Below are 15260 nucleotides of genomic sequence, written 5' to 3'. Positions count from 1 at the left end.
ATGACCTGTGACGGCTGCTGGGTGCTGGAAATCGGCAACGCACCGCCTCGGCGCGTTGCCGCTTCTACGGCCTCCTCACAGAGTGCCCGGTCCGGTCGTGCTACTGCGGCGCGGGGCACGAGCAACTGTTAGCCGGTAATGGTGATCTCGTCGATGAAACCTCGGTAGGCGCCCTGGTTGGCGGGCTGGTCGTAGCCGATGTCGATCGTGTTGATCGTCTGGCCGTTGCTCGCGGCGCCGAGGTCGATGGACACGAAGTTCCAGGTGTCGAGGGTCAGGTTGGTGCACTGGTTGGCGGGATGGACCGGCCGGCCATGCTGTTCGGTGGCGCTGCTGTCTCGGAGGCTGGTGTTGTTGGCGTAGCCGAGATCGATGCCGACGCAGGTGCTGTTGGTACCGTCGGCAAGGTTGCCGCTGTTGGCGGCGCTCTGCGGGAAGATCCAATAGGACAGCGTGGTACCGGGCTTGACGGTGACGTTCGCTGTGGTGAGGTCGAAGGCCTTGGTGTAGGCGAATGAGGTAGTGGCGGAGGTGTCGTAACCGGAGTAGAGGATGCGGTGGGTGCCGCCAGCGTGGGCTGGGCCGGACTGGTCGAGTCGGGTCTCGGGACCGGGTAGGCCGCAGCAGACACCGGCGACGTTGGTGAGTCCACCATGTGGGTAGGTGCCGGTGTCGACGGTGTCGGTCCAGGTCAGCTGGGTTTGGCCGGCCTCGAGGGAGGTGTCGAATTGAGCTTGCTGCAGGGTGGCACCTTGCAGGGCGATGCTGCTGGTGGGATCGATGAATGTGCTGGCCTGCCAGGTGACGGTCAGAACCTGGTTGGGCACTTTGGCTCGGTAGGCGATGGTGAAGACGCCGGTCGCGGTCGCGGTAGGGCTGGACAGACTATTGCTGATGTACGTGCCACTGCCATCGCTCACTTTGGCGGTCAGGATGCCGGTGGTGTGCGTGACGGCGGCGTAGATGCGCAGGACGCGGGTGGTGATGCCAGCTGGTGCGGTGAACTGCAGGTCGCTGCCGAGACCGGCCGCGGCTACACCGTTGCCGGCGTTCGTGACTGGACCGGATGGTGTGCCGTCGCTCCAGGCGAGGGTCGCGCCGCCGCTTGATCTGGTTTTGGGCTGGCCGTTGGCCGTGGGGTTGGTGATCTGGCTTTGACCGCTGCTCTTGTGGTCGTAGCTGCTGGCATCGCTCTGGCCCCAGCTGGCCCAGTCGGTCATGCCTTGGCGGGTCAGGTCGATAGTGGTGATGACGTTGTCGAGGTTGCCGGACGCGTTGTCGGCGCTGCCGAGCTGGCCGATGCTGACAGGGGTGAGCAGCGAGCTGCGGGTTTCCACTGCGGCGACCTGGCCTGAGAAGAAGAGCCAGGGTCCACCGCCGGAGTAGCCGGCGCCGACGCGGAACTTGCTGGTGTCCTGCCAGGTGCTGCTGTGGCTGCTGGTGGCGACCGTCTGGTCGTTGACGGCAAGGCTGATGGTATTCGTGGACTGTTGGAAGCTGGCAGTGAGGTGTGTCCACACGCCGACGGTGACGCTGTTGGCCGCAGCGGCGGCAATGTCCCAGGTGACGTGGTCGCTTCTGGTCATGGCGAATCGCCATGAGTGGTCGGTGTCGATGTAGAGCCAGAATGGGGCCCCGTCCTGGGAGAGGATGACGGCGTGGTTGTTGTTGTCCGGTTTGACCCACGCTGACAGGGTGAAATTGGCGTCGGTGGTGACGGCTGTGGTCGTGCTCGTCAGGGTTGCGCTGCTGCCGTCGAACTGAACATCAGGGTTGAACAGGTCCCCGGAGTGCCATGCGGCCGCGCCGTCACCGGTCAGGTTGAGCGTTCCAGCACCATCGGTCGCGGCGGTGACAACGCCATTGCTTTTGTCATTGAGCAACCAGTTGTGCGCGGTGGTCGTCATGCTTTGCGCCGGGCGCGCGGTGAGGGTTGGGGTGCTGGTTAGGCCGGAGACCAGCCATGGCGTGACGATCCCGGTGGAGTCGATGCTCCACAGATCCGGGTTGCTGTCCCGGTCGACGTCCGCGGCGCGGAGGGTGATGTCCGCGCCGACGTTCCAGTTCGTGGCCAGGGTGTACTGCGTGTATGTCAGGGCCTGCCCGGCCGTGTCGAAGGTCGGGTTTTTCCATAGGTACAGCCGGCCGGTGGTCTTGTTCCATAGGAACAGCCATGAGCCGGACGGGGTTTGGGCACTGGAGATGATCCAGTTGTTCCAGTCGACGCCTCCGGTCGGCGTGGCATTCATGAGAGTGGCGGGGAATTCGTACCGGGCTGTTTCGCCCCGATTGACGTAGTAGTCGAGGTAGTAGCCGCTGGTCGGGTCACCACTGATCGCCATCAGATCGGGGTAGGGCGTGGTCTGCCCTGAGCCGTTGCCGACGTTGACGAGCTGCAGCGGGCTGTCGCCGTTGCGATCTTGCAAGCCGCCGGCCGGTATCCGGTGGACGTAGTTGCTGTTCTGGCCCTGCATGGGCGAGCTGTTGCCGGTGCCGGTGACGACGATGAACTGCCCGGCAGCCGGGCCGGTCGGATAGTACGCGCCGACGTCCTGCAGGGCCGTGCCGGTAAAGTGACCGGTAAGGACCTGTGCGCCGTTGAAATCCGATGGAAGACTGATGCCGCTGCCGGCATTGATGCCAGCGCCGTTGACGCCGATATCGGTGGTGGCCGGAACGATCGCACCAGTGCGGCGGCCCGTGGCAAGCCATATACCGGCCGGCAGACCGTTGGCTGCGCCACCTGCAACGAGGTCGGCGTACCCGTCGCCGGTGATGTCCTGATCTGCTCGAGGCGTGGCTGGTGGCGTTGCGTCGAACACGACGCTCGCCGTCTCACCGACATTGTTCCCAGCGGAGAGGCCCGTAACGGTGAGCACGTTCGTGAACCGTTCGGGGGTGACCGTGATGGTCGCGTTGCCGCTCGTGGCGCTCTCCTGCTGCGGAGCTCCACCGTTGAGTTGATACATGTAGGCGCTCGGCACGGCACCGGTCACTGGCTTGGCGATGGTGAAGGTCGCTGCCTGCCCCATCGCTGGCGATGCGGGTCTCGTCACAACTGGTGTGCCGGGTCGGGTCGGGTCGAAGTTGAACGTACAGGTCGTCGACCAGGCGCTGTTGATGCTGCCATCGGTGACATATACGGCCCACGAAAAGCTGGTCACGACGCTGCCTGATGCTGTCTTCAAGGTTAGTTCAGGCACCTGTAGGACCGCCGTCGTCCCCGACGCCGCGGTGAGTACAGCCGGGTCAGATGTCTTCTCGACCTGCCCGTCGCTCGTCCGCCAAATCTTGAACGCCACCCCGACGTTGCCACCGTCCGGGTCGGACACCGGCGCGTACAACGACACCAACCCGTCGCCGACGGTTGTCGGGGTGCCTGCACAGGTCGTGACTGGGGAGGTACGCAGCCCGCTTGGCGTGTTCGGCGGGTGGTTGTACACGATGGACATCGACGGGGCGCTACTCCCGGACGCCAGAAACTCCTTGTAGTTGAGCAAGTCGCTTTCGTTGGAGGTACGGAGCCCAAATGTCTGCACCGTCCGCCCGGCGTTGACCGCCCCGATCACCGCGCCGGTGACGTCCGCTCCCACCCCGGTCCCGTTCGGGCACGAGCTGTTGTATCCCGTCTGTGTACTCGCGCTGCCCACCGCACTTCCCCAGTTGACGCCGTTCCAGGTGTTCCAGTTGGCGTTGCCTGACGAGAGTGTGGTCGAGGGCGCGTAAATGTTCATCTGCCGGGCGGTGCAGTCCGAGGCGTACACCTCGAACAGATACAACGTCGCCGAGGAGATGGTCGCACCGCTAAGCGATCCGACATTGATGGGGAAATTCAGAAGAGTTCGCGAGTTGATGCTGCTGTTGTGCCCGACCTGCAGATGCCCGTCCGGGTCTGGCGTGCTGTTCCAGTAGTTCGTGGCCGAGTGCAGGCTCGTGACGGTCGCGTACGCCCCCGCCACCGGATTCCACGACGGGTCGATGAACACCGGAAACACCGTGCTGGTCGCACCGAGCAACCCAGCATCCGGCGTGAGCGTCAACGTGTTGCCGCCGACCGTTACGTCGATCGGTGCAGTGTGCGCGGCAACGCCCGGCCCGGCCGCGCTCGAGTCCACCGGCGCTCCCGTCCCGGGATCGACCCGCACCATGGCCCCACCGGCCGTCTTCCGCTGTGCAGTCACCCCAGGGGCGGCGGGTACGGCCGCATCCCACATCATCGGCGCGTTGGCCGCGAACACGGCCTGCCCGGTGCGGTCAGCCGCCTTGAGGTTCCCCGATACGTCCGCACTGATGGTGAGCCCGCTGATTGTCAGCGGCATGGCCAGCTGACGCACCAAGGGGTTCGCAGCCGCTTGGGCGGTGCGGACAACGAGGACCTCGCTAAATCCACCCTGATCGGTGGCGGTCACCTGCAGGTCAACATCGGGCAGGACGTTGGGGTACGTTGCGGTCGCGCCGGACAGCGTCGGAACTGGAAGGGAGAACGGCAGATCCAGGCCCAGAGTGCCGCCCCGGCGTGTCATCTGGGCAAGCGACCTGTTGCCGCCACCGGAAAGTCGCAGGTCGGACGTTGCCACCTTCGGACTGAGGCTTCCGTCAGGGTTGGGCTGCAGTGTCGCGTCGAGCGGCGTCCAGACCCCAGCAATCTGCTTACGCACCGGCACCACAGTGCGGTTCAACGTGAGAGTGCCGTTCGGATTGGCAGCGAGTGTGTCGGTCGCGGTCGTGGCAGCAGGCACCGGCACCACCGAATTGGTCAGCCTCGCCCTGGCAAGGGCCTGCTCGGTACCCACCGGCGTGTCAGCCGTATCGGCCGGCTGCGCCGCCGCAACGCCAGTCCACTGTGGACTGCCAAGGACGAACGTGGTGGCGAACAGCGCAAGGACAAGAAGCAACGCCCGATGGCGTCTACCCACCCACAACCGCGACATGACGGTCCTTCCCCCGTGTGGTTCTTCAAGCCGACCGTAAGCAAACCATCGAAGAGCAGCCGGTGGAAGACCACCTGATCGAAAGGCGTGATTATTCCGCCAATATCCGATTCGGCGGCATCCTCATCAGACCGATGCCATCAACCAGTTCGCCAACAGGCAGGACCGTCAACTTCCAACATTACTCATCGGCTACTTCGACAATTTGCTCTACACCTCACCCCGGTTCCGCAGATGTGCGTCTGATCTAGATAGCGAAAATGCGGGATTGAGCTGGGGAAATGGGGCTTGACCCGGTGACGGGGCGCGTCACTAGGCGTGGGTGTTTGTGCTGGTCAGGCGCGTGTGGGGGACCTACACGGTCGAATCGGTCACGCCCCGGCTGGTGCAGCACACCGCAGCACACGCGGCGCGGACCCGAACGATCTCTCGAACCCGCCTCGCCTTAAACCCGCCCTTGTCATCCGTCCAGGGCTGCTACCTGTGCCAGTTGAGACCGTGTGCTGAGCTGGATAAGCTATCGGTCTGTGCACACGTTTTCGGCGTGTGTGCTCGTTTTTTGGGTCGGATTCCCCCCTTCAACACCCCCGTGTCGCACCTATGCGACAAACGACGTACGCGGGTTCGAGTGCGTTCGAGCACCCGAACCCAGCATTCACGCGACGCTCCGTCACCACCTGTCCAGGCAGGTGGGTTTCGTGACGGACACCGTCCCGGCCTTGATTCCAGGTGCAGGCGCTCGTCCGTTGCTCCGGCAGGCGCCGCTGGCCGCCCGTCCGCGCGTGCTGCCGATGCCGGCGTCCCCGCCACGTCGGAGCCGGTCGACGGTCTACGGATTTGCGGCGGTCGACAAAGCGGGCCGGATCGCCAGTCGGGCGATCTTCGGGGCGCTGGGCTGACCGGCTCGCACGCGGCTACAGATCTGCGAGGACCACGGCTTCGTCCTGGTCCGCCGCGACGACGGCGGCGTCCTCAGCCTCAACGACGCGGGACACCTGAATCTACTGGAGCCGGTCCGGCGGTGGTGCCATCTGCGGCCCGGCGATCGGGTGCTGCTGGCCGCGGAGCCGGATCAGCAACTGCTGGTGATCCATCGCCGGCGACGCTCGATGCGATGATCACGCAGGCGCATCAGGTGATCGGTGGTGACGCAGCCTAATGTCTGAGTCAAGAGGCGAGAGCAAAGTTTGCTTGGTAGGGCTGCCGGGTGCGCAGGATGGCGTGCAGGACGTTGATGCGTCGGCGGGCCAGGGCGATGAGGGCTTGGTGGTGCCGCTTTCCTTCGGCTCGTTTGCGGTCGTAGAAGGCGCGGCTGGCCGGGTCTCGTTGCAGGGCGCAGAACGCCGATTGGTAGAAGATGCGTTTGAGGGTTTTGTCGCCGGCGTTGGCGCGGCGCAGGTAGTGCATCTTGCCGGATTGTTGCAGCACGGGGGCGAGTCCGGCTGCGGAGGCGAGCTGGTTGCCGCTGGCGAATCGGCTGATGCCGCCTGCCACGGCGAGGAACTCGGCGGTCAGGGTGGCCCCCATCCCGGGCAGGGACTGGACGAGGGCCGCGTCAGGGTGGCGGGTGAGCGCCTCGGCGAGCCGGGCGTCGATCGCGGCGAGTTTGTCGCGGCCGGCGAGCACCTCGCGGGCGAGGTCACGCACGATGTCGGCAGCGACTGCCTCGCCGGGCACCGTGAGGTGCTGCCCGGTTGCGGCGGTCAGGGCTTTGTCGGCCAAGGCCGTGATGACGGCGGTGTTGTGCCGGCCGGTGGTGCGCAGGTAGGTGATGATCCGGTTGCGGCCGGCGCGGCGGATTTCGGCCGGGGTGACATAGCGGGCCAGCAGTGCGGCATCGGCTTTGTTGGTCGGGTCGAGCACGCGTTCGAGGCCGGGATGGATCGAGGCGAGCAGGTCCCGCAGCCGTGCGATGCGGCGGGTCTGATCGACCACGAGCTCCCGGCGGCGTCCGGCCAGCAGCCGCAGTTCGGCATCGGCGTCGGTGTCGGTGGTGACCGGGCGCAGTTCCTCGCGGCGCAGCCGGATCTGATCGGCGATCACCTTGGCATCGCGCGGATCCGACTTGTGCTCGCCACCGCGGGTGGCCCGCCGGGCCCGGTTGACTGCCAGCCCGGATACGTGGACCAGGTCCAAGCCGGCGTCGCTGAGCATGACCTGCAACAGCCCGGCGATCCCGCCGAGTACGTCGATCGCGACCGTCGCCGGGCCGTGATCGCCCTCGGCCGCGTGGATCTGGTCGATCAACTCATGGATCGCCGCCGGTTCGTTGGCTACCTTGCAGCTGGCCAGCAGTTTCCCGGTCTCGGTGTGCACGATGGCGGCCCAGTGCAGTTCCTTGGCCACATCGACTCCGACCGCGACAGCCATCTGACTCCCTTCTCCCATGGCCTGTCACCGCGCGCTCTTGCCGCCGTCAACGCCCTACACAGCGATGGATCGCAGAGCCCAATCAGCAGTCAGCAAGAGCAGACGAGGCAGGCGGCCATGCGTCCTGAACCATCGACGGCAGCCAGCATGAAAGCCATACCTGCCTCGCCCGCGTCAACCCAGATCAATATCAAACCTGGGCTCGCTATGAAAGGTAGGGCAGCATGAGCCAGTCACCGCCCAGGGCGGCTGCGGGCGCTGCGGACATCGAGGCGGCGCGGATACTGCTCGATCGTCTCGGCATGTCGCCGGAGGACCTTCTTGGTTTGGCGGCGCCGCAGTGCCCGGCGCCGACGTTCGCCGAGTACATCCCGGTGGTCGCGAAGGCCGTGCCTGCCGGGAGCCGCCGGGCGTACAGCAGTTACCGGGACCTGATTCTCGAGGCGTGGCCCGACCGGCGCCTCGACGAGGTCAAGGCATCGGAGATCGAGCAGCTGGCGGAGCAGATCAAAGCCAATGCCGTCGTGCGCCGCAACGCGCGCGGTGGGCGGGGTGCGGCCGAGAACTTCATTACGGCGCTGCGGTGCATCTACCGCCGGGCGATCGCCGATGGGCACATCGAGGAGGGCAAGAACCGGGCGCTGAAGGTGGCCAAGCCGCGCCGGCTGGAGAGCACCCGGCGGGCGCTGACCGACGCGGAACTGGCCCAGATCAATCAGGCTACGGCGAGCACCGGCAACGATCCGGTGCTGGACAGTCTGCTGCTGCGGTTGCGCACCGAGACCGCCTGCCGGCGCGGTGGCACGGTGGCGTTGCGTCCCGTGGACCTTGACCCGGACCAGTGTCTGATCATGTTGCGGGAGAAGGGCGGCACGGTGCGGTGGCAGCCGGTGTCACCGACGCTCAAGGCCCATCTGCAGCACTATGCGCGGGAGCGGCTGGCGTCGTCCAAGGGTCAGTTGCTGCGGTACGCCGACGGCAGCCCGATCACCGATCGGCGTTATGACCATCTGTGGGCGCGGATCGGTGCGGTGCTGCCGTGGGTGGAGACACAGCAGGTCACCGCGCACTGGTTGCGGTACACGACGTTGACCTATGTGGAACGGAACTTCGGCTACGCCGTTGCCCAGGCCTACGCCGGCCATGCGCCCGGCAGCGGCGGTTCTATCGGCGTGACGGTGACCTACGTCCGTGCGACGCTGCAGGAAATCGTGCGGGCGCTGGCTGCGCTCACCGGGGAGCCGCATCCCTTGCTGTAGCCAGGATTCGCCGACGTTGCGAGCCGTGTGGTGGCCTGCAAAGCGACGGGCCGCCACACGGCGTTCAAGCTGCGGTGGATCTTCACGCAGCCTGATATTGCCGGGCCTTGCCGACGCATACCGGCATGGTCGCGTCGCTTGCCGCTTCCTGCAGTGCAGTCGGCCATATCAGCTTCGCACCGCGGCCAGCTTGAGCCATATCAGCTGCGCGGGGCAGCAGCATCGATGGACCGTACAAGGAGTTGATCACTTTAGAAGGGGCGCATCATGGGTGCAGCAGCGAGCATTCGGGGACCACTCGTCGATCAGTGCCGGTCGGACCCCAGACATTCGGTAGTTGCGGTGCCGGTGCTGTATGGCGCCGGCCGGACTCGGGTCGGGGTCGAGGTGCGGTCTCGGCGCAGCGGCATGCGGAACCGATACCTCGGCGAGGCCTGGGGGCAGACCGCGCCGGCAGCGGCGTTGCGGCCACCGATGGCGTTGCCTTCGTGGCGGCGTCCTACCGGTTTGGCAGCAGCGGCAGGGGTGGCCTTGGCGATGTTGATGATCGGTGCTGTCAGCTCGGCTTCAGAGCAGGATGTAGCGGCGCTACGATTGTTCGGGGCGGTGGGCACGATCGTCGCGGTCGCGGCCAGCATGCAGAGCTGGGGAGGACGACGCGCGCACCAACGGTTCGGCATCGCGCATGCTGCGGCTGCGTCCGCTTGGCACCGCGCGATGTTCTGCACGCAGTGCGGGGTCTCGTGGGTTCCTGGCGACCGCCGCACCGTCAGTCTGGACCGTGTCCTTGTTCAGGTGCTGCTCAGCCAGGCCAAAGCTGTGCAAGGGCGCGGCTGGCAGTAGCCTTTGGGCGCTTCTGGTCGACAGATACCGGAGCTGGCCCCACCAGAACGGTCGTATTCGGACCTAGCATGATCGTCTGAACCTCAGCGGCAGCTACTTTGCGCAGTGGGGCTCGCCTGACGCTTTGGCGCACACTCATGCCGATGATCGTGCACAAGCTTCCGCCCGGAATAGCGGCTTGTGTTATCAGACCTCCAGGTTTGCGAATGACAGGGTGCAACCCATTTAAATCCTCGTCGTAATAGTTGAAATCCGTTTGATCATGTTTATCCGTGTTCGGATTGCTTCCGCCAAGCATCATAATCCTTGTTGGCCCTCTCTAGTACTCTGCTTCCGTGGCTCACTCGTCTCCGTCGAAGCTGCTTCGCAAGTTATCTTGGAGCATCGCGCCAGAAGTCGTGGCAGGCGTAGCGGCCTGGGCCTCCGTTGCCGACAACAAAACGGGATGGACCGTGGTGGCGGCCGCTGCAGCAGCGGTCATCGGTGCGTTCGGTCCAACCGTCATGGAGTGGCGGTCTGCGTGGCTTGCTAGAGAACGAGAAATCCGATCATTCAGCGCCGATGCAGCACGTGAAGATTTACCCGAGTCGGTTGCTTGGCTCCTTCATCCCAGCAAGGAAATTGTTCCATTTGTCGGAAGGGAAGATGAAGTAGCGGAACTTCGACAGTGGCTGATGAAATCGGATGAACCCGTTCGCCTTCTCGTTGGACCCGGCGGTGTTGGAAAATCGCGCCTTGCTCAGCAGTTATGGAATACTACAAGGCGAGAAACCCGGTGGCATCGTCAGGTAAGCTCATGGGTGCGGCGCGACAGATGGGAATACCGGCCTATTCGCTACGGGGCAGAATTGGCGGTGGCAGCAAAACTTCGCAATGATCCCACTGCGGCGGAAGTCCTACTGGTCGTTGATTATGCGGAAACACGTGAACCACATGGGCTGGCCACTCTAATTTGCGCGGCCCACGCAGTCCGTCATGCCAAGCTTCTCCTCATCGCCCGTCAAGCGGGTCGATGGTGGCATGATCTCTCAGCCTCATACCCCGAACAAGAGCACCTTGTTGATGCCGTGACTGGAGGCGCGACCTCCCGGTCCGTACCTCCAGATGTGACCGCTTTGGGAATGCAGCGGCTGCGCGCCATAGCAGCGCAGGCATTCGCTACGCATCTAAGTCGGCCGGTACCATGGAAGGCATTGGCAAATTTACCTGATAGGCCATGGGGTACGCCTATAGTGGTCCTTCATGCCGAGGCTCTGCTCGTAGTGCTCGGTTCCACTTCTCCAGGAGACTCGATGCAGATTCTGTACGAGCTAATTCTCCATGAACAGCGCTACTGGCGTGGCTGTGCTCGAAGGGCGGGGCTCCTGGACGACGCCGGCAGCGAAGTGTTGGACCAGCTGCGTGACCTGGTCGGATTAGCGTCGCTTCTGGGCTTCGAGGGGAACGCGTCTGACGAAAACTTATTTCACTTAGCTTTGGGTCCTTCAGCAGACAAGACCAAAATTCCTAAGCTTGCGCGCTGGCTCGCCGACCTCTATCCGGGCGAGCACAAAGGACGGCGGTCTGTAATTCAGCCCGGCCTGATAGCAGAGATTTTGGCGGTACAAGCAATCACAAGGAGGAGTTCAGATGCCCGAGCAACGCTACTTGCCTCACTAAGTGAAGCTCAGGCAGTTCATGCTCTCACTACTCTGGGTAGAGCATGTGATCATCATCAAGACGCACGAGGCGCGCTGCTTGAAGCAATATCCATCGATTCCTTGCCGATGGAAAGTGCTTTGAAGCGCGTCCTGCCTGCCCTTCCAGACTCAGGTGTGGCCGCGATAATGTCCGATTGGTCTTCGAATGTTCTGCCTTACTCGGGGTACGATATAGACGACGAGCCGACCGTTGAGCTTCCTCTCAGCCTCGGCGCCCCGTCCCGCAATCGTGCGCCACACCCTCGGGCAGAGTATCATTGGGATGATTCAAGTCCGACAATTTCGACGAACTTGTTAGACCACGACCGCCGAGATCGATATGATTAGAAGCGAGATGACCTCCGGTAATCCGCCCGGAAGCTTGAGTGCGCCCGCTGGCGACTCGACGGAAATCTCGAAGCCTTCGAGGAAGACCTTCACAAGATACTGCAGCCGCAAGTGTCGCGCCGATACACCATAATTGGGCTGGCGGCACTATTGCGTTGACCGATGCGGAGTGCGGCAATTTCTCATTGCCCGTAGTCTGTGATCAGTGCCCGCACTCGATCAGCGAGCCAGGGCCCCGGCAAAGTCGTTAGGTGATGCCGAGTAGGGCCAGTGGGTGGTTGGGGTTGCGGGCGTAGTGGCGGTTGGCGGCGGCGATGTTGGTGGTGCCGTCGAGGCGGAGGACGCTGATGGCGGCGTTGCGGAGGGTGGCCATGACTTGGGGTCCGGTGCCGGTGCGGATCTGGGATCGGTCTTCGTCGTAGGTGACGTCGCGGACCCAGTGAACTTTGTTCTCGATCGTCCAGTGGCCGCGGATCCAATCGGCGAGCTGCCATGGTTTGGCTTGGTGGGCTTGGAGATCGGTGATGGCGTAGACGGTTTCGGTGGTAAAGCGTTTCGGTTCGTCGAGCGGTCGCCGGCGACGGCGGATCTGCAGGGCCTGGGCGGCGTCAGGGAAGTCGATGCCGGTGGAGACCGACAGGATCTTCAGGGTGCGGATCTCCCGGCGGCCGTGGCCGCGGTCGGTGGTGCGGTCAGCGATGGGGACGAGGTGCCAGGGCAGGCCGGTGAGCTGCTGGTGCAGGGTGGGCTGGTTGCCTTTGGCGGTCAGGATCCAGTGAGCGCCGCGCTGGGCGAGGTAGGTGACGTGGTCGCGTTGGCAGTGCAACGCGTCGGCGGTCACCACGGCGCCGTCCAGGTCATGGAGTTGATCCAGCAGCGCGGCGAAGCGGGTGATCTCGTTGGTCTTGCTGTCGACGTCGGTGCTGGCGAGCACGGCTGCGGTGTGCTGGTCCGCGGCGGCCAGGACGTGCCGGGCGGTGACGTGGCGCGTGCGTGAGCCTCGTATGGTCTTGCCGTCCACGGCGATCGCCCATCTGGAACCGGGTGGCGGCTCGGGAATCCTGGTGGCGAGCCAGGTTCCGATCGCCGCGGCGAGCAGATCGGGGTCGACGGCCTGCAGGAGTCTGCGGATCATCGCCTCAGACGGCCGCCGATCGGTGTCGATCCCGAGCAGCAGTGCTGTCCCGGCGGGGAGATCTGCCACCCACTCGCCGATCGCGGTGTAGGAGCGGTAACCGGCTATCACCGCGCAGACGGCTGCGGTGAGGACCACGGCCAGGCGATGGCGGATGCCGCGACGGGCGCGCGGGTCGGGCACGGCGGCCAGGGCGGCGGGCAGACCGGCGGTCAGCTCCGACGGGCGGAGCTCGAACAGACCGGCCGGTGCAGGTGACAACGAGGCGATCAGCGATGATGGCGATGCGGGCATGGCTCACTTCGGCGGCGATCAACATGGCGTAGGAACCTTGATGATCTTCCGAACGGGTCATGCCCGTCTTGCTGCCTCCAGACAAGGCGCGTCTACGCCAATCACCTCAAGCCGGACACCCATCACGACTTTGCCGAGGCCCTGGGGTTCCGGCAAGCAGGCGAGACGCGCTTTCGTTGGCGAAGCCCTCGTTTTTGTCCACCTCTGCCTGAGCTTGATCAAGCTGATCGCGCAGCTGCTGCTTCTCATTGGAAATCTTGACGACCTGATCGTTGAGATTTTCAACGATCGGACCGTTCGCTGCGGCGGTGCCGACGATAAGTCCAATGGCGAGAGCCAGGAATGCAGCGGCGAGCGACACGACGTGGTATCGAAAATTGATCAAGGCGCAACCTATCCAGACGGCGGCGCGGAGCCGTCGTCGGACGCACACACTGCAACGACCCGGCCCGCGCCGGCGGTGATTCCCGTTCAGGCTACGGTAGAGCGCCGGGGGAACGCAGGCCTCGAGCGCTGCCGCCGGCGCCAACCTGTTCTACGACAGCTCCGCCAGCAGTCACAGCCCCGACCGTATCGCCACCCGCGACGCGGACGGCTACTGCTACGTCAAGGAAGGCGGCATCGGCGCCGGCTGGACATCAGTACGTGGACCTATATGCCAGCAGATCGCTCTCACCGGCACCCGAATCGCGACCAAAGACTCCGACGGCTACTGCTACGTCAAAGATGGGATCAACGGGGGCTGGACGTCGGTACGCGGCCCCAACTGCACCGCCATCACGATCAACGGCGACCGCATGGCCACCCGCGACTCCGCCGGCTACTGCTACATCAAGGAGGGCATCAACGGCGGCTGGACCTCAATACGCGGCCCCCTCTGCGACGCCATCGCACTCCCGAAACCGTAGCCGCTCAGCCAGCAACGGCCATCAAGCGCCACCAATCATCGTCGACAAGGCCGGCTTCCACGACACAACGATGCTCACCCAGACCCGCAACCACTCAACAGGCCAGAACACCGTTCGCCACAACACTGAGCCATTTCCAAGCTGACGTTGCGGCTCGGGGCGGGTGCGGCAGACCCGGAGATTGATGAGGGCGAGGCTCCAGGTAAGACAGCAGTCTGTGAGTAGTGTTTGTCAAGTGGTTGCGGGTGCGGTGGTCTGCATCAGCCGGAAGAGTTGGCGCGCGGTGTAGCGCTTGAGGCAGCGAAGGACTTCCTTCGGGGTGAGTCCTTCGGCAGTGCGGCGGGCGATGTATGCGCTGGTGGCTGGGTGTTTCATGCGACGTCTGGTGGTAACGATCGTGTGGAGTGCGGCGTTGAGGGTTCGGTCTCCGCCGCGGTTGAGGCGGTGGCGCTGGTGGCGTCCTGAACTGGCGGGTAGCGGTGCGGCGCCGGCGAGAGCGGCGAATGCCGCTTCGTCGCGCAGCCGGGTGTGATGCGACCAGGCGGTCAGTGCGACAGCGGCAGTTTGCGGCCCGACGCCTGGCAGGTCGAGCAGCGCTGGGCAGAGCTGTCGGACGAGGTCTTCCAGCTGCTGGTAGTTGGCGGCCAGGACGGCGTTCAGGTCGGTGACGGTCTGCGCGAGAGTCTGGAGTTGTTGCAGACGGATGCGTTCCTCAACATCGGCGGTCTCGGGCTCGGGCAGGGTGAGCACGGTGCGAATCTGGGCCGCAGTGGGTAGATGACGTAGCTGTTCGCGCAGCTCCGTGGCGCCGAGAATCACCGACTTGAAGACGTTGATCGTGGCAGTGCGCGTCGTGGAGTAGTGCTGGCGGGCCGTGACCAGCAGGCGCAGCGCTTCGCGAGGGCCGTCGGCGCGGGGCGTGGCGGGATGGTCGTTGATCAACGCTGTGCGAGCGGCGTGAATGGCGTCGAGCCGGTCGGACTTGCCGCCGCGGCGGCGGCTGCCTCGCACGGGGGGCACGGCTTCGATGACCTGGTGGCCAGCTGCTTGGAGCACTCGGGTCAGGCCGTGTCCGTGCGCGCGGGTGCCTTCGACGGCCCAGAACATCCGCTGGCCGGCGGGAAGGTGCTCGCCGGCCCAGGCCAGCAGCCGGATGTAGCCGTCTGGGTCGGCGCTGACCTCGGTCTGGGCATGGACCTCGCCGAGGGCGTCGACCAGTGCGGCGGCATGGGTGTCGGTGTGAGTGTCGACTCCGACGACCCATCGGCGTCGATCAGGGCGAGAATCGGCGGGCTGGCCTGCCTCGATTGGCATGACGGTGGGTGTCCTTCCTGAAGGCTGATGCCGGTCAACGGCGTCGGCCCGGGAGGTTCACCCGACGGCAGATCTGTGATGGGTCACGCTGGCGTGGCCAGCGGACATGCTTCTGATCAGGCCAGTAAGGGTGGCGGCCGATGCCGGCCGCGACGGTGGACAGGTCGACTACACGACAC

9 protein-coding genes are annotated in these 15260 nt (G+C 64.8%); 3 read left to right on the top strand and 6 right to left on the bottom strand.

The features are described from left to right. Window positions 1–128: 128 nt before the first annotated feature. Window positions 129–4895, bottom strand: coding sequence for a LamG-like jellyroll fold domain-containing protein (locus Dvina_RS37375; protein WP_223094226.1), 4767 nt, complete (start codon window positions 4893–4895; stop codon window positions 129–131). A 1203-nt stretch (window positions 4896–6098) separates the two neighbouring features. Beyond that, window positions 6099–7301: an IS110 family RNA-guided transposase gene (locus tag Dvina_RS37370; RefSeq protein ID WP_223092370.1), complete on the bottom strand. Its 1203-nt coding sequence runs from the start codon at window positions 7299–7301 to the stop codon at window positions 6099–6101. 224 nt (window positions 7302–7525) lie between these two features. Here Dvina_RS37370 and Dvina_RS37365 point away from each other — a divergent pair, with 224 nt between their 5' ends. After that, complete coding sequence (locus tag Dvina_RS37365) at window positions 7526–8560, top strand: tyrosine-type recombinase/integrase (protein WP_246655575.1); 1035 nt, start codon at window positions 7526–7528, stop codon at window positions 8558–8560. Between the two features lie 82 nt (window positions 8561–8642). Here Dvina_RS37365 and Dvina_RS37360 read toward each other — a convergent pair whose 3' ends face one another. Then, on the bottom strand, window positions 8643–8783 hold the full coding sequence (locus Dvina_RS37360; RefSeq protein ID WP_223094224.1) for a hypothetical protein: 141 nt from the start codon (window positions 8781–8783) through the stop codon (window positions 8643–8645). Window positions 8784–8902: 119 nt separating this feature from the next. Here Dvina_RS37360 and Dvina_RS37355 point away from each other — a divergent pair, with 119 nt between their 5' ends. Continuing rightward, a complete protein-coding gene (locus tag Dvina_RS37355) occupies window positions 8903–9403 on the top strand; it encodes a hypothetical protein (RefSeq protein WP_223094222.1) in 501 nt (166 codons plus the stop codon). Window positions 9404–9738: 335 nt separating this feature from the next. Continuing rightward, window positions 9739–11430, top strand: coding sequence for an NB-ARC domain-containing protein (locus Dvina_RS37350; RefSeq protein WP_223094220.1), 1692 nt, complete (start codon window positions 9739–9741; stop codon window positions 11428–11430). Window positions 11431–11677: 247 nt separating this feature from the next. Here the strand turns inward: Dvina_RS37350 and Dvina_RS37345 are convergent, their stop codons facing one another. The 3 genes from Dvina_RS37345 to Dvina_RS37335 all read right to left on the bottom strand — a co-directional run bounded on the left by Dvina_RS37345 (window position 11678) and on the right by Dvina_RS37335 (window position 15081). Further along, window positions 11678–12826, bottom strand: a complete 1149-nt coding sequence (locus tag Dvina_RS37345) for an ISAs1 family transposase (protein WP_246655574.1) — start codon at window positions 12824–12826, stop codon at window positions 11678–11680. 139 nt (window positions 12827–12965) lie between these two features. Then, complete coding sequence (locus tag Dvina_RS37340) at window positions 12966–13244, bottom strand: copper transporter (RefSeq protein WP_380031590.1); 279 nt, start codon at window positions 13242–13244, stop codon at window positions 12966–12968. Window positions 13245–13998: 754 nt separating this feature from the next. Next, entirely contained in the window at window positions 13999–15081 is a 1083-nt protein-coding gene (locus tag Dvina_RS37335; RefSeq protein WP_223092947.1) for an IS110 family RNA-guided transposase, read from the bottom strand. Window positions 15082–15260: the final 179 nt, after the last annotated feature.

It is taken from the genome of Dactylosporangium vinaceum (genome assembly GCF_019904175.1).
GTDB lineage: Bacteria > Actinomycetota > Actinomycetes > Mycobacteriales > Micromonosporaceae > Dactylosporangium > Dactylosporangium vinaceum.
Note: the sequence above shows the minus strand (reverse complement) of the source record. Positions and strands in the feature narration are given on the sequence as shown.

What these genes read in the sequence shown, in the direction of transcription:
- Dvina_RS37370 (WP_223092370.1), bottom strand. Translation starts at nt 7,301, where the DNA reads ATGGCTGTCGCGGTCGGAGTCGATGTGGCCAAGGAACTGCACTGGGCC.
- Dvina_RS37365 (WP_246655575.1), top strand. Translation starts at nt 7,526, where the DNA reads ATGAGCCAGTCACCGCCCAGGGCGGCTGCGGGCGCTGCGGACATCGAG.
- Dvina_RS37360 (WP_223094224.1), bottom strand. Translation starts at nt 8,783, where the DNA reads ATGCTGCTGCCCCGCGCAGCTGATATGGCTCAAGCTGGCCGCGGTGCG.
- Dvina_RS37335 (WP_223092947.1), bottom strand. Translation starts at nt 15,081, where the DNA reads ATGCCAATCGAGGCAGGCCAGCCCGCCGATTCTCGCCCTGATCGACGC.